The 25,793-nt window shown below is 71.7% G+C and carries 24 protein-coding genes; 16 read left to right on the forward strand and 8 right to left on the reverse strand.

Annotation, left to right across the window (positions count from 1 at the left end; translation table 11 throughout):
* Nucleotides 1-12 precede the first annotated feature (12 nt).
* Nucleotides 13-1,401, forward strand: a complete 1,389-nt coding sequence (locus AC07DF_RS25325; RefSeq protein WP_478975563.1) for an amino acid permease — start codon at nucleotides 13-15, stop codon at nucleotides 1,399-1,401.
* Here the strand turns inward: AC07DF_RS25325 and AC07DF_RS25330 are convergent, their stop codons facing one another.
* Complete coding sequence (locus AC07DF_RS25330) at nucleotides 1,402-3,594, reverse strand: tetratricopeptide repeat protein (protein WP_478975566.1); 2,193 nt, start codon at nucleotides 3,592-3,594, stop codon at nucleotides 1,402-1,404.
* Complete coding sequence (locus tag AC07DF_RS25335; RefSeq protein ID WP_478975569.1) at nucleotides 3,591-4,010, reverse strand: hypothetical protein; 420 nt, start codon at nucleotides 4,008-4,010, stop codon at nucleotides 3,591-3,593. The genes AC07DF_RS25330 and AC07DF_RS25335 overlap by 4 nt, the downstream gene beginning before the upstream one ends.
* Before the next feature lie 159 nt (nucleotides 4,011-4,169).
* Between AC07DF_RS25335 and AC07DF_RS25340 the strand changes: the two genes are divergently transcribed.
* Nucleotides 4,170-4,817 carry a superoxide dismutase gene (locus AC07DF_RS25340; RefSeq protein WP_478975572.1) on the forward strand — a complete coding sequence of 216 codons (648 nt, stop codon included), beginning with the start codon at nucleotides 4,170-4,172 and terminating at the stop codon, nucleotides 4,815-4,817.
* A gap of 113 nt (nucleotides 4,818-4,930) precedes the next feature.
* On the opposite strand, the gene AC07DF_RS25345 is transcribed toward AC07DF_RS25340, so the two are convergent.
* Genes AC07DF_RS25345 through AC07DF_RS25355 form a run of 3 tightly spaced genes read right to left on the reverse strand, consistent with a single transcriptional unit; the run spans nucleotide 4,931 to nucleotide 7,836 of the window.
* The gene (locus tag AC07DF_RS25345; protein ID WP_478975575.1) at nucleotides 4,931-5,707 is read right to left on the reverse strand and encodes an SAM-dependent methyltransferase; all 777 of its coding nucleotides are present in this window, start codon (nucleotides 5,705-5,707) and stop codon (nucleotides 4,931-4,933) included.
* A gap of 12 nt (nucleotides 5,708-5,719) precedes the next feature.
* Entirely contained in the window at nucleotides 5,720-6,346 is a 627-nt protein-coding gene (locus tag AC07DF_RS25350) for a histidine phosphatase family protein (protein ID WP_478975578.1), read from the reverse strand.
* Nucleotides 6,343-7,836 (reverse strand): FGGY-family carbohydrate kinase, encoded by a 1,494-nt coding sequence (locus AC07DF_RS25355; RefSeq protein ID WP_478975581.1) that lies wholly within the window; start codon nucleotides 7,834-7,836, stop codon nucleotides 6,343-6,345. The genes AC07DF_RS25350 and AC07DF_RS25355 overlap by 4 nt, the downstream gene beginning before the upstream one ends.
* Nucleotides 7,837-7,992: 156 nt before the next feature.
* Here AC07DF_RS25355 and AC07DF_RS25360 point away from each other — a divergent pair, with 156 nt between their 5' ends.
* From AC07DF_RS25360 to AC07DF_RS25405, 10 genes are read left to right on the forward strand one after another with little or no spacing between them, the layout of a single operon-like run.
* Nucleotides 7,993-9,414: an ABC transporter substrate-binding protein gene (locus AC07DF_RS25360; RefSeq protein ID WP_478975584.1), complete on the forward strand. Its 1,422-nt coding sequence runs from the start codon at nucleotides 7,993-7,995 to the stop codon at nucleotides 9,412-9,414.
* A gap of 3 nt (nucleotides 9,415-9,417) precedes the next feature.
* Nucleotides 9,418-10,296, forward strand: coding sequence for a carbohydrate ABC transporter permease (locus AC07DF_RS25365; protein ID WP_478975587.1), 879 nt, complete (start codon nucleotides 9,418-9,420; stop codon nucleotides 10,294-10,296).
* Nucleotides 10,293-11,117: a carbohydrate ABC transporter permease gene (locus tag AC07DF_RS25370; protein WP_382493786.1), complete on the forward strand. Its 825-nt coding sequence runs from the start codon at nucleotides 10,293-10,295 to the stop codon at nucleotides 11,115-11,117. The genes AC07DF_RS25365 and AC07DF_RS25370 overlap by 4 nt, the downstream gene beginning before the upstream one ends.
* A complete protein-coding gene (locus tag AC07DF_RS25375) occupies nucleotides 11,114-12,202 on the forward strand; it encodes an ABC transporter ATP-binding protein (RefSeq protein ID WP_478975591.1) in 1,089 nt (362 codons plus the stop codon). Before AC07DF_RS25370 ends, AC07DF_RS25375 begins: the two co-directional genes overlap by 4 nt.
* Nucleotides 12,199-13,029 carry a DeoR/GlpR family DNA-binding transcription regulator gene (locus AC07DF_RS25380; RefSeq protein WP_478975594.1) on the forward strand — a complete coding sequence of 277 codons (831 nt, stop codon included), beginning with the start codon at nucleotides 12,199-12,201 and terminating at the stop codon, nucleotides 13,027-13,029. The genes AC07DF_RS25375 and AC07DF_RS25380 overlap by 4 nt, the downstream gene beginning before the upstream one ends.
* A complete protein-coding gene (locus tag AC07DF_RS25385; RefSeq protein ID WP_478975597.1) occupies nucleotides 13,001-14,095 on the forward strand; it encodes an ABC transporter ATP-binding protein in 1,095 nt (364 codons plus the stop codon). The genes AC07DF_RS25380 and AC07DF_RS25385 overlap by 29 nt, the downstream gene beginning before the upstream one ends.
* On the forward strand, nucleotides 14,092-15,123 hold the full coding sequence (locus AC07DF_RS25390) for a 2-hydroxyacid dehydrogenase (protein WP_478975600.1): 1,032 nt from the start codon (nucleotides 14,092-14,094) through the stop codon (nucleotides 15,121-15,123). The genes AC07DF_RS25385 and AC07DF_RS25390 overlap by 4 nt, the downstream gene beginning before the upstream one ends.
* A 19-nt stretch (nucleotides 15,124-15,142) precedes the next feature.
* On the forward strand, nucleotides 15,143-16,567 hold the full coding sequence (locus tag AC07DF_RS25395; protein WP_478975603.1) for an FGGY family carbohydrate kinase: 1,425 nt from the start codon (nucleotides 15,143-15,145) through the stop codon (nucleotides 16,565-16,567).
* 26 nt (nucleotides 16,568-16,593) lie between these two features.
* Nucleotides 16,594-17,622 carry a glycerophosphodiester phosphodiesterase family protein gene (locus AC07DF_RS25400; protein WP_478975605.1) on the forward strand — a complete coding sequence of 343 codons (1,029 nt, stop codon included), beginning with the start codon at nucleotides 16,594-16,596 and terminating at the stop codon, nucleotides 17,620-17,622.
* Nucleotides 17,622-17,843, forward strand: coding sequence for a hypothetical protein (locus tag AC07DF_RS25405; protein ID WP_478975608.1), 222 nt, complete (start codon nucleotides 17,622-17,624; stop codon nucleotides 17,841-17,843). The genes AC07DF_RS25400 and AC07DF_RS25405 overlap by 1 nt, the downstream gene beginning before the upstream one ends.
* A gap of 3 nt (nucleotides 17,844-17,846) precedes the next feature.
* Here the strand turns inward: AC07DF_RS25405 and AC07DF_RS25410 are convergent, their stop codons facing one another.
* A complete protein-coding gene (locus AC07DF_RS25410; RefSeq protein WP_478975611.1) occupies nucleotides 17,847-18,485 on the reverse strand; it encodes a mycothiol-dependent nitroreductase Rv2466c family protein in 639 nt (212 codons plus the stop codon).
* A gap of 137 nt (nucleotides 18,486-18,622) precedes the next feature.
* Between AC07DF_RS25410 and pepN the strand changes: the two genes are divergently transcribed.
* The 4 genes from pepN to AC07DF_RS25430 all read left to right on the forward strand — a co-directional run bounded on the left by pepN (nucleotide 18,623) and on the right by AC07DF_RS25430 (nucleotide 24,012).
* Nucleotides 18,623-21,199 (forward strand): aminopeptidase N, encoded by a 2,577-nt coding sequence (gene pepN, locus AC07DF_RS25415; protein WP_478975614.1) that lies wholly within the window; start codon nucleotides 18,623-18,625, stop codon nucleotides 21,197-21,199.
* 210 nt (nucleotides 21,200-21,409) lie between these two features.
* On the forward strand, nucleotides 21,410-22,450 hold the full coding sequence (locus AC07DF_RS25420; protein ID WP_478975617.1) for a hypothetical protein: 1,041 nt from the start codon (nucleotides 21,410-21,412) through the stop codon (nucleotides 22,448-22,450).
* A gap of 210 nt (nucleotides 22,451-22,660) precedes the next feature.
* Nucleotides 22,661-23,272, forward strand: a complete 612-nt coding sequence (gene sigK / locus AC07DF_RS25425; RefSeq protein ID WP_478975620.1) for an ECF RNA polymerase sigma factor SigK — start codon at nucleotides 22,661-22,663, stop codon at nucleotides 23,270-23,272.
* On the forward strand, nucleotides 23,269-24,012 hold the full coding sequence (locus tag AC07DF_RS25430) for an anti-sigma factor (RefSeq protein WP_478975623.1): 744 nt from the start codon (nucleotides 23,269-23,271) through the stop codon (nucleotides 24,010-24,012). Before sigK ends, AC07DF_RS25430 begins: the two co-directional genes overlap by 4 nt.
* Nucleotides 24,013-24,015: 3 nt before the next feature.
* On the opposite strand, the gene AC07DF_RS25435 is transcribed toward AC07DF_RS25430, so the two are convergent.
* Both AC07DF_RS25435 and sbnA read right to left on the reverse strand, forming a co-directional pair.
* Complete coding sequence (locus AC07DF_RS25435) at nucleotides 24,016-24,750, reverse strand: 4'-phosphopantetheinyl transferase family protein (protein WP_478975626.1); 735 nt, start codon at nucleotides 24,748-24,750, stop codon at nucleotides 24,016-24,018.
* Nucleotides 24,751-24,782: 32 nt separating this feature from the next.
* Entirely contained in the window at nucleotides 24,783-25,766 is a 984-nt protein-coding gene (sbnA, locus tag AC07DF_RS25440; protein ID WP_478975629.1) for a 2,3-diaminopropionate biosynthesis protein SbnA, read from the reverse strand.
* Nucleotides 25,767-25,793 lie beyond the last annotated feature (27 nt).

The following is a 25,793-nucleotide window of genomic DNA, read 5'->3' on the forward strand; positions in this document are numbered from 1 at the left end:
CGAGCCGCGCCCATGCCCAGCACCACCACCGGGACGACGCCGCCCAGCACGGACGACGCCTCCCTCTCCCATGGCCTGAAACAGCGCCACTTGTCGATGATCGCCCTCGGCGGGGTGATCGGCGCCGGTCTGTTCGTCGGCTCCGGTGCGGGCATCGCCGCCGCCGGTCCGTCGATCGTGGTCGCCTACGCCCTCTCCGGTCTCCTCGTGATGCTGGTGATGCGGATGCTCGGCGAGATGTCGGCCGCGTATCCGTCGTCGGGCTCGTTCTCGGCGCACGCGGAGCGGGCGATCGGCCCCTGGGCCGGGTTCACCGTCGGCTGGGCGTTCTGGGTCCTCCTCTGCACGGCCGTCGGCCTGGAGGGCATCGGGACCGCGAAGATCGTCAGCGGCTGGCTGCCGGGCACCCCGGAGTGGGCGTGGGTGGCGCTGTTCATGGTCGTCTTCTGCGGCACGAACCTCGCGGCCGTGAAGAACTTCGGCGAGTTCGAGTTCTGGTTCGCGGCCCTGAAGGTCGGCGCGATCACCCTGTTCCTGGCGCTCGGCGTCCTGGCGATCGCCGGCGTCCTGCCCGGCACGGACTCGCCGGGCACGAGCCACCTCACCGACTTCATGCCGAACGGCGGCGAGGGCCTCGTCATCGGTTTGCTCGCCTCGGTCTTCGCCTACGGCGGCCTGGAGACGGTCACCATCGCGGCGGCCGAGTCGGAGAACCCGGTCAAGGGCGTGGCGAGCGCGGTCCGTACGGCGATGTGGCGTATCGCGCTGTTCTACGTCGGCTCGATGGCCGTCATCGTCACCCTGGTGCCGTGGGACTCCAAGGAGGTCGTCGAGAAGGGCCCGTACGTCGCGGCCCTGGACGAGCTGGGCATCCCCGGCGCCGGGCAGCTGATGAACGTGGTCGTGCTGGTGGCCCTGCTGTCCGCCATGAACGCCAACGTCTACGGCGCCTCGCGCATCGGCTACTCCCTGGTGGAGCGCGGCCAGGGCCCGAAGGTGCTGGGCAAGGTCTCGGGCGGGGTGCCGCGGATCGCCGTACTGGCGTCCTCCGTCTTCGGGTTCCTGTGCGTGCTGTTGAGCTACTGGCGGCCGAACGACGTCTTCGCCTGGCTGCTGAACATGATCGGCGCGGTGATCCTGGTCGTCTGGATCTTCATCGCCGTCTCGCAGCTGCGGCTGCGCCGCCGCCTGGAGCGCGAGACGCCGGAGAAGCTGGTCGTACGGATGTGGGCGTTCCCGTGGCTGACGTGGGTCGCCCTGGCCGGCATGGTCGCGGTCTTCGTCCTGATGGCCCGGGAGCCGGACACGCGGGTGCAGTTGTACTCGACGGGCGCGATGACGCTGGTGCTGGCGGCCGTCGGGTACGCGTGGCAGAAGGCGCGCGCCCGGACCGAGGGCTGATCAGCCCCGGGCCTCGGTCTGCCAGGTGGCGACCCAGGCCCGGTCGGCGGCGGCGAACGGGTGCTCGGGGCCCAGCACCCGCGCCCGGCGTTCGGACAGCTCCTTCATGATCCCGATGGCCTCGTCGATCCTGCCCAGGCCGTGGGCGATGCGGGCGGTGAGGGAGGTGGCCGACAAGGTCAGGGGATGCTCCGGGCCCTGGAGCCGGGTCCGGTCGGCCAGCACCCGTCGTGCCAGCGGCTCGGCCTCCTCGTAGCGGCCGAACTGGAACAGGCCGCCCGCGTAGTCGTGCCGGGCCAGCACCGTCGTGGGATGGTCCGGGCCCAGGGCACGCTCTCCGGCCTCGACCAGCGCGGGGCCCTCCTCCGCGAACTCCCTTTCCTTGCCGAGCTGGGGCAGGATCTCGATCAGCCCGCACCAGATGAACAGTGCCTCCGCGCTCTCCTCGCCCAGCACCCGCCGGTAACCGTCGAGCGCCCGCCTGCCCCAGCTCTCGGCCTCCTCGTCCCGGTCGAGCAGGTCGAGCGACTGGGACAGCGCGGCACAGCTGTGGAGCGTGTCCACATCATCGGCGCCGAGCAGGGTCTCCCGGCGTTCCAGCACCTCGCGGTGTGATGCCTCGGCCTCGGCGAAGCGTCCCATCCGGAACAGCGCCGTGCCCTCCAGGTGCCGGGCGTCCAGGACCAGTCTGCGGTCAGCGCCCAGGACACCCCGGACGGACGCGACGACCGTGGGCGCGAGGGACAGCGCCGCCGCGTAGTCCCCCGAGTCGTAGACCTGGCGCAAAACCCGCACCGCGAGGGAAGCGGTCCGTTCGTCCGCGGCCACCGCGAGCAGTCTCGTCGCGTGGGGTGCCAGCAGCGCGAGCCGGCGCCGGGCCTCGGGAGAGTCGGAGCCCTGGTCGGGCAGCGCGGCCTCCAGGAGCGAGGCCGCCGTGTCCGCGACGATCGCCCGCCGGTCCTGCGGAACTCCCCCGGCCACGCTGTCGAGCAGCACCCCGTGGGCCCGCACGCAGCGCGCCCCGTCCACGGTGACCAACTCGGCCAGCGAGTGGTCGATCAGCCCCTTCAGCGCCGGCTCCAACTGTTCGGCGTGAAGGGCGGGTTCGAGGCCGTCGAGCGTCACCTCTCCCCGGGCCACCGGTACGAGCACGCTCAGCGGCAGGGGATCCGCGGCCAGGAACGACAGCAGCCGCAGCAGCGTCGTCGACTCGGGAAGGCCTTGATCCGCCAGCGTGTCCAGCGACAACTGCCAGGTGCGGCCGACCAGTTGCCGGGACTGGCTGCTCCCGTGCCCGGCCGCGCCGCGGTCGACGATCGCCGTCGACTCCTCACCGAGCTTGCGGTCGTACTCGTCCATGGACCACGTCTCCAGAAGTTGGTGGCCGAGATGGGATCCGGCCAGCGTGAGGGCGAGCGGCAGCCGTCCCAGGCGCTCGGCGACCTTCCGTGCGGACTCCAGGTCCCCCGCGTCCGGCGCCAGGTCGCACAGCACCTGGGCCGCCTCCTCCAACGGCAGGACACCCAACGCGTGCCGGTGTACACCCGGTCCCCGCCACAGCGGCGACGTGGCGTGCCGGGTCGTGACCAGTACCGTGCCGCGGTCGCTGGACCGGAGCCACGCACCGCCCTCCAGGACCGCCGGGTCGTCGGCGTTGTCGAGGACGAGGAGCCAGGGCTCGGTGGAGCGGTCCAGGTGGTGCCAGACGAGGTCGGCGGCGGCGCGCTGCCCCGCTGCCGCGGCGGCGAGCTCGACGGCCGCGGCGCCGCGGTCCCCGGCCACCGCCAGCATCCCGGCGCGCAACGACATCAGTTCGGACGCGTTGACCCAGAACCCGACGCGGCCGTGTTCGCGTACCGCCTCGTTGAACAGCCAGTACGCCAGCGCGGTCTTGCCGCAGCCGCCCATGCCGTGCACGACGTGGACCTCGCCGCCGGGTTTGGCGACGGCCGCGCCGAGCGCCTCGCGGAGTTCCTGGCGGTCGCGGAGGATGCCCGGCGCCCTGCCGACGAGCGGCATCCGCACGGAGTCAGGAGCGGCCGGACCGGCCCCCGCCGGGGACACGACCTGGCGTCCGAAGAGCGGGCCCCCGGCGCCGGTGTCGTAGTGATGGTGGTGTTCCTCTATGTACTGGTCGCCGGAGGTCTGGAAGATCCGCCCCTGTCCCGAGGCCCGGGCGCCGAGTTCGCTCATCGCTCGGTGATGTGCTGGTCGCGTCCGGCCTGGTAGACACGCCCGCTGCCGGAGACCTCGGCACGCAGCCGGACGTCCACCGCCGTATGCGTCTGAGGTGACTCGGGGTTCAACTCGGCCAGGATCCGGCGGAGTTCGTCGGCGACCTCGGGCCGGGCGACCAGGAGCCGGCGCAGCCTCGCCTGCCATTCGGCGGTGAGCTCGGCCTCGGTGTCGGCGTCTCCCGACTCGCGGGCGAGGAGCAGGTCCTCGCGGGTGGCCTCGAGTTCACCGCCCACGGTGTCGGCGCGATCGGGCTGGAAGCGCTGCCACAGAGCGAGAACGCCCTCGCGCGTGGACTCCCAGGCCTGAGTGGCCATCAGCGTCACCATCGTCGTGCCCGCCGTTCTGGCGAGCTCGGCCATCTCCGGACCCACGGCATCCCCCTGTCGCGTACACACCGATGGTAGATCGCGCTCTCGGGCCCTGCCGAACGCATTCACGCAACGCTTGCGACCCTCCCACCTCCACCGCCTTGATGCTGCTAGCCTGCACTTGCAAGCTAATTGCAATAAGAGGTTCGAAGGGATCTTGCCTTGCCCGTCTACACGCTGCCCGAGCTCCCGTACGACTACTCCGCGCTCGCCCCCGTGATCAGCCCCGAGATCATCGAGCTGCACCACGACAAGCACCACGCGGCCTATGTGAAAGGCGCCAACGACACGCTGGAGCAGCTTGCGGAGGCGCGGGACAAGGAGACGTGGGGGTCGATCAACGGGCTCGAGAAGAACCTGGCCTTCCACCTTTCCGGGCACATCCTGCACAGCATCTACTGGCAGAACATGACCGGCCCGAAGGACGGTGGCGGGGAGCCGCTGGCCGCGGACGGCGTGGGTGAACTGGCGGACGCGATCACCGAGTCCTTCGGCTCCTACGCGAACTTCAAGGCACAGCTGACCAAGGCCTCCGCGACCACGCAGGGCTCGGGCTGGGGCGTGCTCGCCTACGAGCCGCTGAGCGGGCGGCTGATCGTGGAGCAGGTCTACGACCACCAGGGCAACGTCGGCCAGGGTGCCACCCCGATCCTCGTCTTCGACGCCTGGGAGCACGCCTTCTACCTGCAGTACAAGAACCAGAAGGTCGACTTCATCGAAGCGATGTGGCAGGTCGTCAACTGGCAGGATGTGGCCCGGCGTTACGAGGCGGCCAAGTCCCGCGCGGACGTGCTGCTGCTGGCGCCCTGAGGTCGCTCTGAAGCGTCCTGCCTCGTGATCGTCTTCTCACCCTTCACGGCGGCAGGCGGAAAGAAGGAAGCCCCCGCGAGGACGTGACTCGCGGGGGCGTTCCCGTGTGAGGGCTACGGCTTGCGGCCCAGACCGCCGTGCTGGCCGATCGCCTCCGTGGACGCGCCCGGCTCGGGGTGCCACAGCGGTACCGAGACCACGCCCGGTTCCACCAGGTCGAGGCCCTCGAAGTACGCCTCGATCTGCTCCACCGGCCGTAGGAAGTACGGGACCGCGCCGGTCTCGTTGTAGGCGTCCTGGGCCCGCTCATAGGCCGGGTCGGTGCCGCGGGAGCCCTCGTTGAGGGAGAGGAAGCTGCCTGCGGGCAGTCCGGCCAGGAGGCGGCGGACGAGGTCGCGGGCCTGGTCGTAGTCGGGCACGTGGCCCAGGATGCCGCTGAGGATCAGGGCGGTGGGGCGGGTGAGGTCGAGTGTCTTCCCGGCCGCCTCGATGATGTGCTCCGGCTCGTAGAGGCTGATGGGCTCGTAGGCCGTCGCGCCCTCGGGCGTGGAGGTGAGCAGGGCGCGGGCGTGCGCGAGGACCAGGGGGTCGTTGTCGACGTAGACGACGCGCGACTCGGGTGCCAGGCGCTGGGCCACCTCGTGCGTGTTGTCGACGGTGGGCAGGCCGGTGCCCACGTCGAGGAACTGCCGTACGCCCGCCTCCTGGACGAGGTGGCGGATGGTGCGGCCGAGGAAGGCGCGGCTGCCGCGGGCGATGGTGACGATGCCGGGGAACACGGCGGTGTAGGCGTCACCGGCCGCCTCGTCCACCGGGTAGTTGTCCTTGCCGCCCAGCCAGTAGTTCCAGATCCGGGCCGAGTGCGGCACCGAGGTGTCGATCTGCGTCATGGGCTCATACTGCTACGGCACATCCGCCTCGCAGGGCACATTGAGTGAGAGGAGTGCGGCGGAACCGTCGGAGTTCATCCGCAGTTCGCTGATCGCCCCGTTCCGCAACCGCGGGAGCACTCTGCGGTACTCCCGGGGCGGGATGGACAGCAGCGTGCACAGCACCAGCCGCAGCAGGGTGTTGTGGGCGACGACCAGGACGCGTCCGCCGGGGTGGGCGGTGGCGATGTCCCGCAGGGCACGGATGCCCCGGGCCGCTGCCGCCAGCGGATCCTCGGCGCCAGGGAAGGAGTGGGCCACCGGGTCGGCACGGTAGGCCGCGGCCCACTCAGGGTCCTCCGCCTCGAACTCGGCGAGTGTGCGGCCCTCCACCACCCCGAAGTCGCATTCGATGAGGCCGGGTTCGCGCTGCGGGGTGAGGCCCAGGGCGCGGCAGGCGGGCTCGGCGGTGGCGCCGGCCCGGGACAGCGGGGACGTCCAGATCGCGTCGACGGGGTGGGCGGCGGCCCACCGGCCGAGGGCCTCGGCCTGGGCGCGTCCGGTGTCGGTCAGCTCGATGTCGCTGACACCGGCGTACCGGTTCTCGGCGTGCCAGACGGTCTGCCCGTGCCGGGCCAGCAGAAGGGTGGTGGTGGTCATGACTTCCCGGTGTCCAGGTGCAGGCGGGTACGGGCGTGTTCCGCGACCGGAGCGGGCAGCCAGCCGCGCTGCTCCAGTGCGTCGACGAGGTGAGCGTACGGGTCGGCGAAGGCCGCCGTGCGGTCGGCGCGGGGTTCGAGGACGGTGCGGACGCGGACCATGCGCTCGGCGACCTCCGCGAGTGTCCCCGCTCGGGACACCCCGTACGCGGCCAACGCCGCCATTCCGAGGGCCGGTTCCGTCTGCTCAGGGACGCGGGCCGGGCGGCCGAGGATGTCGGTGCGCAGCTGGTTCCAGTACGGGCTGCGGGCGCCGCCGCCCGTGAAGGTGAGCGGGCCGTCGAGGGGGGCGCCCAGGTGGTGCAGATAGTCCAGGCACAGGCGTTCCGCGAAGCCCACGCCCTGGAGCAGCGCGGCCCACAGCTCGGCGTCGTCCGCGGGGTCGCCGAGGACGAACCCGATGGCCTCCGGCGCCCGGAACGGGAACCGCTCCCCCGGCGACACCAGCGGGTAGGCGATCGCACGGGCCGGCTCGAAGGCCGCCGCCCGCTCGTCCATCGCGGCCGGGTCGCCCTCCGGGAAGTGCGCCGCCAGGGCCCCGGCGCCCACGCTCGACGCCCCGCCGGGCAGCCAGGTGCCGTCGGGGGCACGGTGGTTGTAGACCACGCCGGTGGGGTCCCGGACCGGGTCCCGGGAGGCTCCCTTGAGCACGAGCGTGGTGCCGAGCACCGAGTTCCAGGAGCCGGGCCGCAGCGCGCCCGAGGCGATCTGGGCCGCGCAGCCGTCGGTCATGCCGGCGAGCACCGGCGTACCGGCGGGGATACCCGTGGCCTCGGCGGCCCGCGCGCAGATCTCGCCGAGGCGGGTGCCCGGGCGTACGACGTCGGGCAACAGGCGTTCCGGTACGCCCAGTTGGGCCAGGGCTGCCTCCGGCCAGGCCTCCCGGTGGAGGTCGTAGCCCGTCTTGAGAGCGTGGCTGGAGTCGGCCGGGGGCGGTTCGCCGGTGAGGCGGGTGACGATCAGGTCCGGCTGGTGGGCGAGGCGGAGGCCGGGACCGTACTCCCCCACCAGCCACAGCGCCTTCGGCAGCGCCCAGGTGTCCTGCACCGCGAGCCCCGCCTCCCGGGCCCGCGCCGCCTCCCCGGCCGCCCGTCCGTCGTCGTACATCAGCGCGGGGCTCACCGGCCGGCCCGAGCCGTCCGTGAGCAGGACCGTGCCGGACGTGCCGCACACCGCGAGTCCGCCGATCGGCAGGCCCGGCGGGGCGGAGCCGAGCGCCGTCCGCGACGCCGTGCACAGGGCCTCCCACCAGCGCTCCGGGTCCTGCTCGTGCCGGACCCCCTCGCGCCGCCCGGCCAGGGGGGCCGAACCGCTGCCGAGGACCGTGCCGTCGGCTGTGACGAGCAGCACGCGGACGCTCTGTGTGCCCAGGTCGATCCCCAGCCAGCCCGCGCCCCTGCCCTCCCCCTCGCCCGCACCCTCGTCCACCATCCGGAACCTCCCAGGCCGTCGCAGCCGGATCTGTGAACTTCTCACTGTGCCCCGATATTTTCCCGTGCGCGAGGGATTGACGCCCAACTTCAGCCGTTCCACCCTCTGTTAACGAGTCGACTCGACGTGTTAACCAGGCTCCACGTGGAGGTACGGATGGACACGCACGTGCACGACCGCCGGCGCTTCCTCGCCCTCGCCGCCGGGGCCGCCGCCGCCCCGCTGCTCACGGCCTGCGGCTCCGGTTTCGGCGGGAACGACAGCAAGAGCGACGGGTCAGCCGCGGACGACATCACCGGTTCCTTCGACTGGAAGCGGGAGAAGGGCACCACCGTCAAGGCGCTGCTCAACAAGCACCCGTACACGGACGCCCTGATAGCCGACCTGAAGTCGTTCACCGCGAAGACCGGCATCAAGGTCGAGTACGACGTCTTCCCCGAGGACAACTACTTCGACAAGCTCACCGTGGACCTGTCCAGCGGACGTGCCTCCTACGACGTGTTCATGCTCGGCGCGTACATGGTGTGGCAGTACGGGCCGCCGAACTGGCTGGAGGACCTCGGTCCCTGGATGCGCAACTCCTCGGCGACCGGGGCCGAGTGGGACCAGGCTGACTTCTTCCCGAACCTGCTCCAGGCCGACCAGTGGTCACTGAAGGCGGGCGCGCCGCTCGGCCAGGGCGGGCAGTACGCACTGCCGTGGGGCTGGGAGACGAACGTCGTCGCCTACAACACCGAGGTGTTCAAGAAGCTCGGCGTGAAACCCGCCGAGTCCTTCGACGAGCTGACCGAACTCGCCGGGACCATCAAGCAGAAGGCGCCGGGCGCCGGTTTCGACGGGATGTACGGGATCGCCGTACGCGGCTCCCGCAGCTGGGCCACCATCCATCCCGGCTTCATGACGATGTACGCGCGCAACGGGCTGAAGGACTTCACGGTCGACGGCGGGAAGCTCACACCCGCCATGAACAGCCCCGAGGCCGTCGCCTTCACCGAGGACTGGGCGCGGATGGTCAAGCGGGGCGGGCCGCCGTCCTGGACGTCGTACACCTGGTACCAGTGCTCCAGCGACCTGGGCGCCAAGAAGGCCGGGATGCTGTTCGACGCCGACACGGCCGCCTACTTCCAGGCGGTGAAGGGTGCCAGCCCCGCCTCCGGGAAGATCGCCTTCCACCCGGGTCCGCAGGGGCCGGACGGGTCGCTGGCCACCAACATGTGGATCTGGTCGCTCGGCATGAACGCCAAGAGCAAGAAGAAGAGCGCCAGTTGGCTGTTCCTGCAGTGGGCGACCGGCAAGGAGCACCTGCGCAAGAGCGCGATCAGGCACAACCACATCGACCCGGTGCGCAAGTCGGTGGCCGACGACGCCGCGTACAAGGACAAGATGCGGCATCTGCCGGGCTTCCTGGAGACCTTCGAGACGGTCGTCGACCAGACGAAGATCCAGTTCACCCCGCAGGCGCAGTTCTTCGACGCGACGACCAGCTGGGCGGCGGCCCTCCAGGAGATCTACGGCGGCAAGGGCGCGAAGCCGGTCCTGGACGGGCTGGCGGACGACCTCGCCGACAAGGTGGGCTAGCGCATGCGCCTGGCCCTGCGCCCGTACTTCCTGATCGTCCCGGCCCTGCTGCTGACCTGCGGGATCCTCTACCCGTTCGGGCTCGGGCTGTACTACACGCTGTTCGACTTCTCGGCGAGCAAACCGCAGCCGGACATGGTGCGGTTCGAGAACTACTCGACCGTCTTCACGCAGGAGGCGTTCTGGAACTCGGCGTGGGTGACGGTGCTGTACGCGGTCGGGGCGGCCCTCGTCGAGACCGTGCTCGGGGTGGCCGTCGCCCTGCTGCTGCACCGCTCGACCCTGCTGGGCCGGGTCCTGGAGAAGATCCTGATCCTGCCGCTGATGATCGCCCCGGTGATCGCGGCGATCATCTGGAAGCTGATGCTCCAGCCGTCGGTCGGGGTGGTCAACTACCTGCTGAGGCCCTTCGGCCTCGGCGGGGTGCAGTGGACCGACACCCCGACGGGCGCGCTGCTGTCGTCGATCGCCGTGGACGTGTGGGTGTACACCCCGTTCGTGGCGATCCTCGCCCTCGCCGGTCTGCGGTCGCTGCCCGCCTCCCCGTTCGAGGCGGCGGCCGTGGACGGCGCGGGGTGGTGGTACACCTTCCGGCGGCTGACGCTGCCGATGCTGTGGCCGTATGTGCTGGTCGCGGTGATCTTCCGGTTCATGGACTCGCTGAAGGTGTTCGACATCATCTACGCCCTGACGGAGGGCGGGCCGGGTGACTCGACGGTGGTGCTCCAGATCCGGGCGTACCTCGAAGCCATCCGCTTCCAGCGGTACTCCTTCGGGATCAGCTACACGATCGTGCTGTGGGCCGTGGTGTATCTGGCCGCGATGGTGCTGGTGAAGCATCTCGGGAAGATCCAGCGGAAGGCCGCGGAGGTGTCCACATGAGGAAACGCCTGGTGGGGTGGCTGTGCGACACCGCCCTCGTCCTCTACTTCGTCTTCGCGCTGTTCCCGATCGCCTGGATGGTGATCCTGTCGCTGAAGCCGACCGACCAGCTCTTCTCCACCTACTTCTCCTTCTCCCCCACCCTCGACGGCTACCGGACGGTCCTCGGCGACAGCGAGGGCATCCCGTTCGTGCGGTTCTTCGTCAACAGCCTGGTGGTGTCGGTCGGGGCGGTCGCGCTGTCGCTCGTCGTCGGCCTGCCGGCGGCGTACGCCTCGGCGCGGTGGCGGTTCAAGGGCTCCGAGAACCTGATGTTCACACTGCTGTCGTTCCGCTTCGCGCCCGAACTGACCGTGATCATCCCGCTGTTCGTGCTGTACCAGAAGCTCGGTCTGTTCGACACGTACGTCGGCATGGTGTGGGTGCTGCAACTGGTCACCCTGCCGCTGATCGTGTGGATCATGCGGTCCTACTTCGCCGATCTGACACCGGAGCTGGAGCAGGCGGCGCTGCTGGACGGCTACACCCGCAAGCAGGCCTTCTTCCGCGTCGCCCTGCCGCTGGTCAAGCCGGGCATCGCGGCCGTGTCGCTGCTGGCCTTCATCTTCGCCTGGAACAACTTCGTCTTCCCGCTGATCCTCACCTCCAACGAGGCCCAGACGGTGACCGTGGGCGCGCTGTCCTTCCTCGGCGGGGACCGGCCCAAGTACAACCTGACGGCCGCCGCCGCGCTGGTGTCCGTCGTACCGCCGCTGCTGCTGGCGCTGACGATCCAGCGGTATCTGGTGCGGGGCCTGTCGTTCGGGGCGGTGAAATCGTGATCACGCTGAGCGGGATACGGAAGGCGTACGGGAAGACCGTCGCGCTCGACGAGCTCGAACTGGAGGTCAGGGAGGGCGAGTTCTTCTGTCTGCTGGGCCCGTCCGGGGCCGGCAAGACGACGACCCTCAAGACGATCGCCGGGCTCGAACAGCCCGACTCCGGCACGGTCGTGCTCGGCGGCAAGGACATGCGGGGCGTGGAGCCCTACGACCGGGGCGTGGCCATGTGCTTCGAGAGCTACGCGCTCTACCCGCACCGCTCGGCCTACGACAACCTGGCCTCGCCGCTGCGCTCCCCCCGGCACCGGCTGCCCGCCGACGAGGCCCGGCAGCGGATCGGCGCGGTCGCCGAACTACTGGGCATCTCCGGGCTGCTGGACCGACCGGTGGGCCAGTTGTCCAACGGCCAGCGGCAGCGGGTCGCCCTCGGGCGGGTGCTGGTGCGGCCCGCCCGGGCCTTCCTGCTCGACGAGCCGCTGTCCCACCTGGACGCCAAGCTGCGCCAGCAGATGCGGGCCGAACTGAAGGCGATCGGGGCCGTGCAGCACACCACCACGCTGTACGTCACGCACGACTCCGTCGAGGCACTGGCGCTCGGCGACCGGATCGGGGTCATCCGTCAGGGGCGGATCGTGCAGACGGGCACCCGGGAGGAGATCTGGTACACGCCGTACGACACGGAGGTCGCGCGGGCCTTCGGGCGGCCCCGGATCAATCTGCTGCCCGGGGTGGTCACGGAGAACGGGGTGCGGGCGGACGGCGGGGTGGAGCTGCCGGTCCGGGCGTCGGCCGCGCCCGGCACGGACGTCCTCGTCGGCCTGCGGCCCCGGGACATCGCCCTGCACGGCGAGGGTCACGAACTCACCGGGACCGTGTACGTCACCGAGGTCCTCGGGCGGTCCGTCGAGGTCACCGTCCGGCTCGGGACCGGGGAACAGCGGGTGTCGCTGGTGGCCCCCCGGGCGGACGCGGCACGCCTTCGTGCGGACGATCCCGTACGGCTCGCGGTCCGGCCTGAGAACCTGCTGCTGTTCGAGGCCGACCGGCCGGAGCGCCCGGGACGACGGATAGAGACACAGTCATGAGCAGCAGCAGTGGTGGACAGCAGGGGCCCGCAGCGCGGCAGGCCGCCATGGCCGAGCAGGTGCTGGCCGACGGCTCGGCGACGGCGGCGGAGCTGGCCGAGCGGTTCAAGGTGAGCCTGATGACCATCCACCGCGACCTCGACGAGCTCGAACGGCAAGGCATCGTACGGAAGTCCCGGGGCGGTGTGACCGCGCAGCCGTCGGGGGTCTTCGAGTCGAACGTGCAGTACCGGCTGAAGACCATGCGGGCCGCGAAGGCCGCCGTCGCCGAGCACGCGCTGCGGATGGTGGAGCCCGGCATGGCGATCCTGCTGGACGACTCCACGTCCACGCTGGAGATAGCCAGGCGGCTGCGCACGGGTGAGGTCACGCCGCTGACGGTCGTCACCAATTTCCTCGAGGCGATCAACCTGCTGTCCGACCAGCGGGGCATCCACCTGATGGCGCTCGGCGGCGACTACGACCCGCTGCACTCCTCCTTCCTGGGGGTGTCCTGCGTGGAGGCGGTCGAGCAGCTGCGCGTGGACGTGTGCTTCGCGTCGACGTCGGCCGTGCACGGGGGTTACGCCTACCACCAGGAGCAGCACATCGTGTCCGTGAAGCGGGCGATGCTCGACGCGGCGGCCCGCAACGTCCTGCTGATCGACCACACCAAGCTCGGCCGGGTCGCCCTGCACCGGGTCGTCCCGCTGTCCCGCTTCGACACGCTCCTGGTGGACGACGGGGCGTCGCCGGAGGCACTGCGGGATCTGGACGAGCACAAGGTCCGTTACGAGGTTTGCGCGACGAAGGGCGGCCATGACGGGAACGGGACTGGAGCTTCGTGAGCTGCGTAAGACGTATCAGTCGCGGGGGCGGCCTTCGGTGGACGCCGTTCGCGGGATCGATCTGAACCTCGGGTCCGGGGAGTTGCTCGGGCTGCTCGGGCCTTCGGGCTGCGGCAAGTCGACCACGCTGCGGATGATCGCCGGGCTTGAGTCCGTGACCGGCGGGGACATCCTGGTCGGCGGCGACTCGGTCGTGGAACGGCCGGCTCAGCGGCGGAACATCGGGGTCGCGTTCGAGAACTACGCGCTGTATCCGCCGCTGTCGGTCGCGGAGAACCTGGCGTTCGGGCTCAAGGCGCGCAAGAAGGCCGCCCGAGGTTCCAGGGGAGACGTCGACCGCAAGGTGAAGGAGATCGCCGAGCGGGTGGGCCTGACCGACCTCCTCGGTGCCCGCCCGGCCGGGCTGTCCAGCGGCCAGAAGCAGCGCGTCTCCCTGGCCCGGGCCCTGATCCGCGAACCCGACGTGCTGCTCCTCGACGAGCCGCTGTCCCATCTGGACGCGGCCCAGCGGGACACCACCCGCCGTGAACTCAAGCGCATCCAGCAGGACCTGGGCCACACCACGATCCTGGTCACCCACGACCAGGAGGAGGCCCTCTCCCTCGCCGACCGGATCGCCGTGATGAAGGACGGCGTGATCCAGCAGCTCGGCACGCCGTACGAGATCTACGACAGCCCGGCCAACGTGTTCGTCGCGGACTTCGTCGGCGAGCCCGCGATCACCCTGCTGCCCGGCATCGCCGGCGGCGACGGCGATGCCCTCCTTTCCGGCTCCGTGCGGATCGCGCTGCCCGTGCCGGTGGAGCAGGGGCGGGAGGTGGTGGTCGGGATCCGCCCCGAGGACGTGTCGCTCACGGCCGAAGGCGGCCTGCCCGCCCGGGTCGTCGCGCACGAACCGCTCCTGGAGGCGGGCCTTGCGACCCTCGCCCTCGAGGGTGTCGAACGGCATCTGGTCGTCCTCACCGACCCCGAGGTACGGCTCGCCCACGACGAGCGGGTCCGGGTCGCCGCCGATCCCCAGCACACCCATGTCTTCGACGCCGAGACGGGAGCCTCACTGCGATGACCTCCGAAGAGAACGTGCGTGTCGTGGCCGCCGGCGACCACTTCGTGCTGCCGTCGCTGATCAGGCGGGCGGTACTGCACGAGGTGGAGCGGGCCGACGTCGGCGAGTTGCGGCTCGGCTGGCCGCTGGAGCCGTTCGGGCCAGTCGCCGAGGTGCAGGAGGCCAGTGACGCCGAGGACGAGATGATCGAGGCGCTGGCCGGGGCGGAGGTCCTGGTCACGCAGATGGGGCCGGTCACCGAGCGGGTGCTCGCCGCCTGCCCGGATCTGAGGCTGGTCGTGGTGTGCCGGGGCGGGCCGGTCAACGTCAACCTGGACGCGGCCAAGAACCGTGACGTGCGGGTGTGCTTCGCGCCGGGCCGCAACGCCGCCGCCACCGCCGAGTTCACCGTCGGCCTGATGCTGTCCGCCCTGCGCCGCATCCCGCAGGCCCATGAGCCGCTGGCCCGGCAGGGCAGCTGGGAGGGCGCGACGTACTACACGTACGAGCAAAGCGGTCTGGAGCTGGAGGACCTGCCCGTCGGTCTGGTCGGATACGGGGCCGTCGGCAGCCGGGTCGCCCGGGTGCTGTGCGCGTTCGGGGCGCGGGTGATGGTCTACGACCCGTATGTGCACGGGGAGATCCACGGCCTGCGCGTGGCATCGCTCGACGAACTCCTGCGCGACTCCCGGGTCATCACCCTGCACGCCCGGCTCACCCCCGAGACCCGGGGGCTGATCGGCGCCCGGGAGCTGGGGCTGCTGCCGCCCGGCGCGGTGGTGGTGAACGTGGCCCGGGGCCCGCTGCTGGACGAGGGCGCGCTGTGCGACGCCCTGGAGAGCGGGCCGCTGTCGGCGGCGGCGCTCGACACCTACGAGCGGGAGCCGCTGCCGGCTCAGTCCCGGCTGCTGGGGCTGGGTGACCGCGTGGTGCTGACCCCGCACCTGGGCGGGGCGTCGCGCGCGGTGGCGGAGAAGGCCGCGCGGATCGCCGCCGAAGAGGTGGGCCGCTGGGTGCGCGGTGAGCCGCTCGCGCACTGCCTGACCTGAGGACCGGGAGGAGAGCCGCATGTACGTCGGTATCGATGTGGGCACGTCCATGGTCAAGGCGGCGGCCTTCGACTCCGCGGGCCGGCAACTGGCCGTGGCGTCCAAGTCGGTGGCCCTGTCGCTGCGGGGCGGGGTCGTCGAGCAGGACATGGAGGAGGTGTACGGGGCGGTCGTGGCCGTCCTCGACGAGGTCACCGAGCGGGTCCCGGAGCCGGTCGAGCTGGCCGGGCTCACCGGGCAGGGCGACGGGGTGTGGCTGGTCGACGGTGAGGGGCGGCCCGTGCGGCCGGCGGCCTCCTGGATGGACGGCCGGGCGCACGAACTGGTCGACCGGTGGCTGGCTGACGGCACGTTCGAGACGGTGTTCCGGCGGACGGGCAGCGCGATGTTCCCCGGGTGCCCGGGGCCGCTGCTGGCCTGGCTGGACAGCAGCGAACCGAAGACGCTGGATGCCGCGAAGGCCGCCCTGTACTGCAAGGACATGGTCTTCCAGCGGCTGACGGGGGCCGGCCCGACAACCGATGTCTCGGACGCCTCGATGCCCTTCCTGGACCCGCGCACCCGGACCTACGACAACCGGGTCGTCGAACTGCTGGGGCTGACCCACCGCCGGGGTCTGCTCGCCCCGGTGAGCGACCCGGTCGCGACGGCCGAGGCGCTCGGCGAGGGCCTGCCGTCCGGCACCCGGATCACGAACGGCCCCTACGATCTGCCGGCCTGTGCGCTGGGCGCCGGGGTGACGTCCCCGGGCGACGGTCTGCTGATCGTCGGCACCTGTCTGGCCAGCCTGGTCGCGACGACCGAGCTGGATCTGACCGGCGAGCCGGCGGGTCTGTACATCTCCACGGACCGGCCCGGTCACTGGCTGCGCGCCATGCCCGCGATGGTGGGCACGGCGGCGCTGGACTGGGTCCTGTCGACGACCGGGGTGGGGCACGACGAGGTGGACGGCCTGCTGGCCGAGACCCCGCCGGGCGCGAACGGCGTCCGGGTGCTGCCGTACTTCGCGCCCTCCGGTGAACGCGCCCCCTTCGTGGAGCCACGCCTGCGGGCCGAACTCCTCGGCGTCTCCCTGGAGTCGACCCGCGGCGATCTGGTCCGCGCGACCTGCGAGGGCATCGGGTACGCGGCCCGGCACTGCCTTCAGGCGGCGGGCCTCGACGGGAACCTGGCCGTCTGCGGCGGCGGCACCCGCAGCCCCGCCTGGATGCGGCTGCTCGCCGATGTGCTCGGCCGGCCGTTGCGGGTCGTCGAGGGCGAGGTGGGCGCGCGGGGCGCGGTCCTGGCGGCGGCGGAGCGGTACGGGGTGCCGCTGGAGGCGGAGGTGTGGACGCGGCCGACGGAGGTCGTCGAGCCGGATCCGGCGCGGGCCGCGTACTACACGAAGGGCTATGAGGAGCACCTGGACCGGCTCGCCGAGGCACGGACCCGCGCGAGGACCTGAACACCCGGATGACGAGAGGGACTTGGATGCACCTGAGACGCCGATCTCTCCTGCTCGCGGCGGCCGCCACACCGGCCGTAGCCGCCGTACCCGCACACGCGGCCCCCGCCGAGAGGCGCCCCGTGGTCATCGGCCATCGCGGCGCGGCCGGCTGGCGCCCCGAGCACACGGCCGCCTCGTACACGTACGCCGTGCAGACGGGCGCGGACTGGATCGAACCGGACCTGGTGCCGACGAAGGACCATGTGCTCGTCGTCCGGCACGAGAACGAGATCTCCCAGACGACCGACGTGGCCCTGCGCCCCGAGTTCTCGGACCGCCGTACGACGAAGACGGTCGACGGCCGGGCCGTGACCGGGTGGTTCACGGAGGACTTCACCCTCGCCGAGCTGAAGACGCTGCGGGCGGTGGAGCGGCTGCCGCAGGTCCGCAACCGCAACACGGTCTTCGACGGACGTGAGGAGGTGATGACCTTCCAGGAGGTCGTGGAGCTGGCGCGGCGGCTGTCGCAGACCCACGGCCGGACGATCGCCGTCTTCCCTGAGACCAAGCACCCGACGTACTTCCGGTCCGTCGGCCTGCCGCTGGAGCCGAAGCTGGCGGCCGCGATCCGCCGCAACCGGCTCGGCCGGCGCGAGTGCGTCGTGCAGTCCTTCGAGCCGACGAGCCTGAAGCGCATGACGGGCCTGGGTGTGCCGCTGTGGCAGGCGCTGGGGACGACGGGCGGGCCGTACGACCTGCCCGGCAGGACCTACAAGGAGATGATGACGCCCGCGGGCCTGGCGGAGATCGCGGAGTACGCGGACTGGATCGGGCCGGACAAGTCGTCGCTCGTCGGCACGTCTCTCCTCGCGGACGCCCATGCCGCGGGGCTGCGCGTGGGCCCGTACACCTTCCGCGCGGAGAACCAGTTCCTGCCGGCACAGTTCCGGCGCGGGAGCGGAGCGAACGATTTCGGGGACGCGTTCGCCGAATACGCGCTGTACTACCGCATGGGAGTCGATGCGGTGGTGACCGACTTCCCTGACCTGGCGGTGATGGCTAGGAGGGGTTGATGTTCTTCAAGGACAAGCACTGCCCGACCTGTGGCGGCAGCGGCACTCAGGTGTTCACGCCGCTCAAGCCCGAGGAGAGAAAGGCGCTCGGGACGGGCCGCACGGACCTGTGGCGCTGCACTGCTCCGGGCTGCCGGTGGTACCAGCCCTGGGGCCATCAGGCCGGCGGGGGCCGGCTCCCGGAGGAGTTGCAGAACCCGGGAGCCGACGCCTCGGTGTGAGTCCTAGAGGTTGGAGAAGTCCGGGCCCTTGGTGCGGGTGCGCTTGATCTCGTAGAAGCCGGGGACCGAGGCCACGGCGAGGGTGCCGTCCCACAGGCGGCCGGCCTCCTCGCCCTGCGGGGCCGGGGTGACGACCGGGCCGAAGAAGGCGATCTGCTCGCCGTCGGCGCCGGGCACGGCGATCACCGGGGTGCCGACGTCCTGGCCGACCTTGTCGATGCCCTCCTTGTGGGAGGCTCGCAGCTCGGCCTCGTACGGGGTGGAGTCCCAGTGCTCCAGGAGGGACTCGGGCAGGCCCACGTCCTTGAGGGCGGCGGCGACGGTCTCCTTGCCGGGGCCCTCCTCCCGGTTGTGGATGCGGGTGCCGAGCGCGGTGTAGAGGTCGCCGAGCACCTCGGGGCCGTGCTCCTGCTGCGCGGCTATGACGACCCGGACGGGGCCCCACGCCTTGGTCTCCAGCAGCTCGCGGTACTCCTCGGGCAGCTCGTCCAGCTTGGGCTCGTTGAGGACGGCGAGGCTCATGAGGTGCCAGCGGACCTTGATGTCCCTGACCTTCTCCACCTCCAGCACCCAGCGGGAGGTCATCCATGCCCAGGGGCACAGCGGGTCGAACCAGAAGTCGACGGGGGTCTTGTCCGACATGTCTCTCCTCATGAGGAAACTGTTTCCTCCGGGAACGCCGGTGCTCGCTCCGGTCATTCCCGGCCCCCGGTGTCAGGGGCACGTGGCAGGATCGGTGCTGTTCAGCCCTGCCCCACGACATCTGAGGAGTGCCGCCCGTGCCCGGTGAGAATCTGTCCCGCGACGAGGCCCGGGAGCGGGCCGCCCTGCTGAGCGTCGACGGGTACGAGGTGTCCCTCGACCTGCGGTCCGCGGTCGGTGAGGACGAAGGCACGGGGCCCCGCACCTTCCGCTCGGTGACCACCCTCCGCTTCCGCTGCAACGAGCCCGGGGCGAGCAGCTTCGCCGACCTGATCGCGCCGAGTGTGACGGCCGTCTCACTCAACGGCCGTGATCTGGACCCCGGTGAGGTCTTCGACGGCTCCCGGATCACCCTGGAGGACCTGGCCGCCGACAACGAGCTGGTCGTCGACGCCCAGTGCGCCTACTCCCGCACCGGCGAGGGCCTGCACCGCTTCGTCGACCCCGAGGACGGCGAGGTGTACCTGTACACGCAGTACGAGCCGGCCGACTCCCGCCGGGTCTTCGCGAACTTCGAGCAGCCCGACCTGAAGGCCCCGTTCCGCTTCGAGGTGCGGGCGCCGGAGGGCTGGACGGTGTGGAGCAACGGCGTCGGCGAACTCGGCGACGGGGTCTGGCGGTTCGCCGAGACCAAGCCGATCTCGACGTACATCACGTGCGTGGTGGCGGGCCCCTACCACTACGTGACGGACAGTTACTCCCGTACGTTCGCGGACGGCACGACGCTGGAGATCCCCCTCGGCGCCCTGTGCCGCAAGGGGCTGGCACCTCACTTCGACTCCGGCGACGTCTTCCTGGTCACCAAGCAGGGCCTGGACTTCTTCCACGACCACTTCGACTACCCGTACCCGTTCGGGAAGTACGACCAGGCGTTCGTGCCCGAGTACAACCTGGGCGCGATGGAGAACCCGGGTCTGGTGACGTTCCGGGAGGAGTTCATCTTCCGCGGGAAGGTGACGCAGGCGTCCTACGAGGGCCGGGCCAACGTCCTCCTGCACGAGATGGCGCACATGTGGTTCGGCGACCTGGTCACCATGGAGTGGTGGGACGACCTGTGGCTGAAGGAATCCTTCGCCGACTTCATGGGCACGTTCTCGCTGGTCGGCGCCACCCGCTTCGAGAACGGCTGGGTCACCTTCGCCAACCGGCGCAAGGCCTGGGCCTACCGCGCCGACCAGTTGCCCTCCACGCACCCGATCACGGCGGACATCCGCGACCTCCAGGACGCCAAGCTGAACTTCGACGGCATCACGTACGCCAAGGGCGCGTCGGTGCTGAAGCAGCTCGTGGCGTACGTCGGGCAGGACGCGTTCCTGGAGGGCGCCCGGCGCTACTTCAAGCGGCACGCGTACGGCAACACGCGCCTGGGTGATCTGCTGTCGGTGCTGGAGGAGACCAGCGGCCGGGACATGAGCGCGTGGGCGCGGTCCTGGCTGCAGACGGCCGGGGTGAACTCGCTGACCCCGCAGGTGCTGTTGAGCCCGGAGGGCCGCGTCGAAGAGCTTGCGGTGGTGCAGGAGGCCGCCGAGTCGCACCCCGAACTGCGGCCGCACCGGGTGGCGGTGGGCCTGTACCGGGTGACGGACGGCGGCACCCTCGAGCGGTACGCGCGCGCCGAGACCGACGTCGACGGCGCGCGGACGGTCGTGGCGGACCTGGCGGGTGCCGACGCCCCCGACCTGGTGCTGGTCAACGACGACGACCTCACGTACTGCAAGATCCGCTTCGACGCGACCTCGCTGGCGACGCTGCGCGAGCACCTGGGTGCGGTGACCGATCCGCTGGCGCGCGCCCTGTGCTGGTCGGCGCTGTGGAACATGACGCGGGACGCGCTGCTCCCGGCGCGGGACTTCGTGGACCTGGTGCTGCGGTTCGCGGGGCGCGAGTCCGGGATCGGCGTGCTCCAGATGCTGCACGCCTGGGCCGAGTCGGCGGTCACGCACTACGCGGCGCCCGGCCGCCGGGAGGAGGCCGGCAAGCTGCTCGCCGAGGGCGCGCGGCGCGAGCTGTACGCGGCCGGGCCGGGCAGCGAGCACCAGCTCGCGTGGGCGCGGTTCTTCGCCCGGGCGGCCGCGGCCGACGCCGACTTCGAGCTGCTGCGGGACCTGCTGACGGGGGCGCTGACGGTCGAGGGCCTCGACCTGGACCAGGAGCTGCGGTGGGTCTTCCTGGAGCCGCTGGCCGCGCACGGGGTGGTGGACGAGAAGGTGCTGGCCGAGGAGCTGGCGCGGGACGACACCGCCTCCGGCAAGCGGCACCAGGTGCGCTGTCTGGCCGCCCGCCCGTCTCAGGCGGTCAAGGCGCAGGCGTGGGCGCAGGTCGTGGAGTCGGACGCGCTGTCCAACGCCATGGTCGAGGCGAGCATCTCCGGTTTCTCCCAGGGCTCGCAGCGGGACCTGCTCGCGCCGTACGCGGCGAAGTACTTCGCGGCGATCGAGCGGGTGTGGGCCGAGCGGTCGATCCAGATCGCGATGCACGTGGTGCAGGGCCTGTTCCCGTCGCTCCAGCAGTCCCAGGAGACCCTCGACGCCACGGACGCCTGGCTGGAGGCCCACCGCCAGGCGGCCCCGGCCCTGCGCCGGCTGGTCCTGGAGGCCCGGGACGATCTGGCGCGGGCCCTGCGGGGGCAGGCGTGCGACGCGGCGGCCGAGTAGGCGGGGACCTGACACCTTTGGCCTGAGATTTCGGGTTCCGTCACCGTTACGGAATACAGGCAATCACAGCCGTAACCTCTGGTCCGCACCCGAACGGACCAGGGGGTTTCGGCATCCGAACATCCGTCCTTTAGTGCCGGATTGTCCGTATGTGTCGACGGGCCTGTAACAGGGGTTAAAAGGCGGGGCCGACACGGGAAATTGCCGGTCATGACGCACAACACCCCGCTCTCCCCCCGCCCCCTGCACGACCTGTCCGGCCGTGGCCGGCTCCGGGTGCTGACCGTCGCGCAGCTCCGCGCCCACGGTGTCTCGACGGCCCAGGTGAACGAGCAGTGCTCCCCCGGCGGCCCCTGGCAGCAGCTCCTCCCCGGCGTCGTCCTGCTCCACCCGGGTCCGCCGACCAGCGAGGAGCGGCTGCACGCGGTGCTGATGTACGCGGCGCGGGAGCGCGGCACGGGTGTTCCCGCCCAGCCCGGCGCGGACGGCTCCGGCGCCCCCGCCCACCCCGAGGCGATGATCACGGGCCTGGCCGCGCTGACGCTGCACGGCTTCTCCTCCACTCCCCCGCTGCCGTCCCTGGACACGATCGACGTCCTGGTCCCGCGGATGCGCCGGCTGCGCTCGACGGGCTGTGCGCGCATCGTCCGGGGTGTCGCACTGCCGGTCCCCGAGCAGGTCACCGGCCTGCCCGTCGCGCCGGTCGCCCGTGCGCTGGCCGACGCGGTGGCGGGCCTCGCGGACGCCGCCATCGTGCGCCGGCTGATGACGGAGGCGGTGCGCGGCGGGTACTGCGAGCCGGCCGCGGTGGTGCGGGAGCTGAACCAGGCCCGGCTGCTGAGCCGCCCGCACGTGGTGGACGCGGTGGATTCCCTGCTCGCCGAGGGCCGGGCGATCGCGGAGGACCGCCTGTACCGGATGGTGCGCGAGTACGGCCTGCCCGACCCGGTGTGGAACGTGGACCTGCGCCTGCCCGGCGGCCCCTACCTCGGCGGTCTGGACGCGTACTGGCCGGACCAGGCGGTGGCGCTGGAGCTGGACACCCGGGCGCCCCGGCAGAACGACGAGGCGCAGTGGTCGGAGTACGCCCGCAAGCGCGAGCACCTGGAGCGGCTCGGCATCACGGTCGTCCACATCACGCCCAGGAAGCTCCGCGACTCGGTGGAGCAGCAGGCGACGGTGGTCCGTACGGCCCTGATGGCGGCGGCCGACCGCGAACCGGCCGCGTATGTCGTGGTGCTGCCCCGGTAGGGACAGGACCCGGAGGCGGGCCCGCCTGATCTTGATCTGCCGGGCCGGCGGCTACGAACCAGCAGTGGGGGGAAACGCACCGCCTCGCCGCGCGTGAGTCCGGCCGGCCGACTGCTGCGGCAGACAGGTGAATCTGTCAGACGGACGGCTTTGGACCGGATGCGACCCGCGGAGAACAGGGCCAGTGTCGTGCTGAGCCGAGGAGGCGCGATGGACCGAGGAGCCGGAGCCCAGAGGGAAGGTGACACGCAAGGGGGACCAACGGGGGCCGGGGACGACCCCGCGCTGAACCAGCTGCTCGTCCGCGCCGCCGACGGCGACGAAGAGGCCTTCGCCGCACTGTACGACGCCCTGGCGCACACGGTGCTGGGACTGACCTGCCGCGTGGTCAGGGACAAGGCCCAGGCGGAGGAGGTGACCCAGGACGTGATGGTGGAGGTGTGGCGGACCGCCGGCCGGTTCCGGCCCGCGCGCGGAGCCGCCCGGAACTGGGTGCTCACCCTCGCGCACCGCCGCGCGGTGGACCGGGTCCGGTCCGTCGCCGCCGGCCGTGCCCGCGAGCTGCGCGCCGCGGTCCGGGAGCAGGAGCGGTCCTTCGACACCGTCGCCGAGGAGGTGGAGACGCGGGAGGAGCAGCGGGTGGTCTTCCGCTGCCTGGCCGAGCTGGCCCGCGAGCTGAGGCTGCCCCTGGTGCTGGCCTACTACGAGGGGTTGACGTACACGGAGGTCGCCGAGGCGCTCTCGATGCCGGCCGGCACCGTCAAGTCGCGGATGCGTCAGGGCTTGCGGCGCCTGCACGACTGTATGGAGGCCGGCTCGTGAACCTCACCGGCGACCCCCACCTCGATGTCGGCGCGTATGTGCTGCACGCGCTGCCGGCCGACGAGGAGGCCGCCTTCGAGGAGCACCTGGCGGGTTGCGCCCCCTGCCGCGCGGAGTTCGACCAGCTGTCCGGGGCCGCCGTCGGGATGGGGGCGGCCGAGACGAACACGCCCTCGGCGGACCTGCGGCGCCGGGTGCTGGAGCGGATCGCGGCCGTACCTCAGGACCGGTCCGTCGCGGCGGAGTCCCGGCGCCGGCGCCGCCGGGAACGGGGTCTTCGGCTGGCGCTCGCGGCGTCCCTGGCGGCGGCCGCGGCTCTCGGAGGCATCGCCTGGTGGCAGAGCTCGGAAGCCGACAGCGAGCGAGAGCAGTCCGCCGAGGAGCGCGCCGAGTACCGGCAGCTCGCCGACGTCCTGACCGCCCCTGATGCCACGATCAGCACCCAGGGTCTCGCGCGCGGAGGGACCGCGAGCGTGGTCGCCTCGCGGGCGGAGAGCCGGGCCGCGGTGTTCTCCGCGGGGTTGCCGCCGCTCACCGACGGCCGGGTCTACCAGCTCTGGTACGCCCAGTCGGGGCAGTTCCGGCCGGCCGGACTGCTGTCCACCGAGGGCGGGGGTCACGCCGATGTCCTGGACGGACGCCTCGGCGGGGCCACCGCCGTGTGTGTCACGGTGGAACCGGCCGGCGGCTCCCGGCAGCCCACCACCCGCCCCGTCGGCGTGATCTCCGTCCCCGCCTGAGGGTCAGCGCTCGGCCACCGCGACGGCGGCCGCGTGCCCCGGGCCCACCGCCACGTCGTCGACCGTCCAGCCCGGCATCCGGCGGGGCCCGCGCGCGGAGGCGCCGAGGTGGTCGGCGCCGAGGTCACGTCCGAGGCCGGTGCCGAGCCCTTTCAGATAGGCCTCCTTGCGTGTCCACACCCGGGCGAAGGCGGCCGGCCGGGCACGCGGCGGGTACGCGGCGAGCTCGGCGGCCTCCCGGGGGTGCAGCGTCGCCGTGAGGGAGGCGACGACGTCCAGGTCGGGCAGCCGCTCGATGTCCGCGCCGACCGCCGTGTCCGCGAACGCGAGCAGGCAGAGCCCGTCGGTGCGGGAGAGGGAGAAGCTCAGGGGCACGCCGGGCACGCCGGGCACGTCGGGACGGCCGTGCGGGCCCTGGCACACCGGGCAGGGTCGCCGTACGAACGTCACGTCCGACGGCTCGACCCCCAAGTAGGCGCCGAGGAGCAGCCGGAGGCACACATGGGCGACCCGGTAGCCGTCCCGGTCCGCCGCCCGGTGCAGTGCCGCGGCGCGTGCCCGTTCCCCGCTGTCCAGCAGCGTGCCGGCGAGCGGGGCCACGGCGCCGCGGAGGTCCTCCACCCGGGCCAGCCACACTCGGGGCCGGCCGGCGCTCGGCGGCACCGGAGGCCGGGCCCAGGCGGCGGACGTCAGCCGCTCGGGACGCAGGGCCGGTCTCGCGGGTCTCGCGGGTCTCACGGGGAGAAGGCACATGGCGCGGCCGTCCCGGGTCAGTCGGAGGACGCTCGCACCGCGCGGGGGTCCGCGACGGAATCGTTCCCGTACAGGGCCTGTACCCAGTTGCTCTGGTAGATGGTGTCGAGATAGCGCTCACCGAGGTCCGGGGCTATCGCGACGGGCGTGAGGCCCGGTGCGCCGTGCCGGTCGAGCCAGTTCGTCGCCCCGCTGACGACCGTGCCGGTCGAGCCGCCGAACAGGAAGCCCTGCCGCGCCATGCTCCGGCAGGTGCGGATGGCATCGGCCTCCTCGACGCGCACCGCCTCGTCGACGTAGCTCTCGTCGAGCAGCGGCGGCCGGACGCTCATGCCGAGGCCGGGGATCATCCGCCGTCCGGGCGGGTCGCCGAAGATGGCGGAGCCGACGCTGTCCACCGCGACGATCCGCACCGGCCGGTGCCAGGAGCGGAACCAGCGGGCGCAGCCCATCAGGGTGCCGGTCGTGCCGACGCCGATGAACAGGACGTCCAGGAGCGGGAACCAGCGGGCGATGGCCGGGGCCGTCCGGAAGTAGTGCGCCTTCCAGTTGTCGGGGTTGGTGTACTGGCTCAGCCACACATAGCGGTCGTCGGCGGCGCACAGCGCGCGCACGTGCGCCAGCCGCGCGCCCAGCAGACCGCCCGTGGCGCTCTCGTCGGAGACGACGTGGACCTGGCTGCCCAGGGCCTCCATCATCAGCCGGGTGGCGAGGTTGCACCGGGAGTCCGTCACACAGACGAAGCGGTAGCCCTTGCTCGCGGCGATCATGCTCAGTGCCACGCCGAGGTTGCCGGAGGAGGACTCGACCAGGATCGAGTCCCGCCTGAGGGTTCCGCCGCGCTCCGCGGACTCCACCATCTCGGTCGCGGCCTTCATCTTGATCGAACCGGCGAAGTTGAAGCCCTCGCACTTGAGGAAGAGCCGGTGTCCCGTCATCGGCTCGAGGTCGACGTACAGGTCCTCCTCGTTGAAGGCGTGGGGTACGGATATGACAGGCACGATGTTCTCCTCGTACACACCGGACGG

It is taken from the genome of Streptomyces sp. NPDC044719 (genome assembly GCF_056433405.1).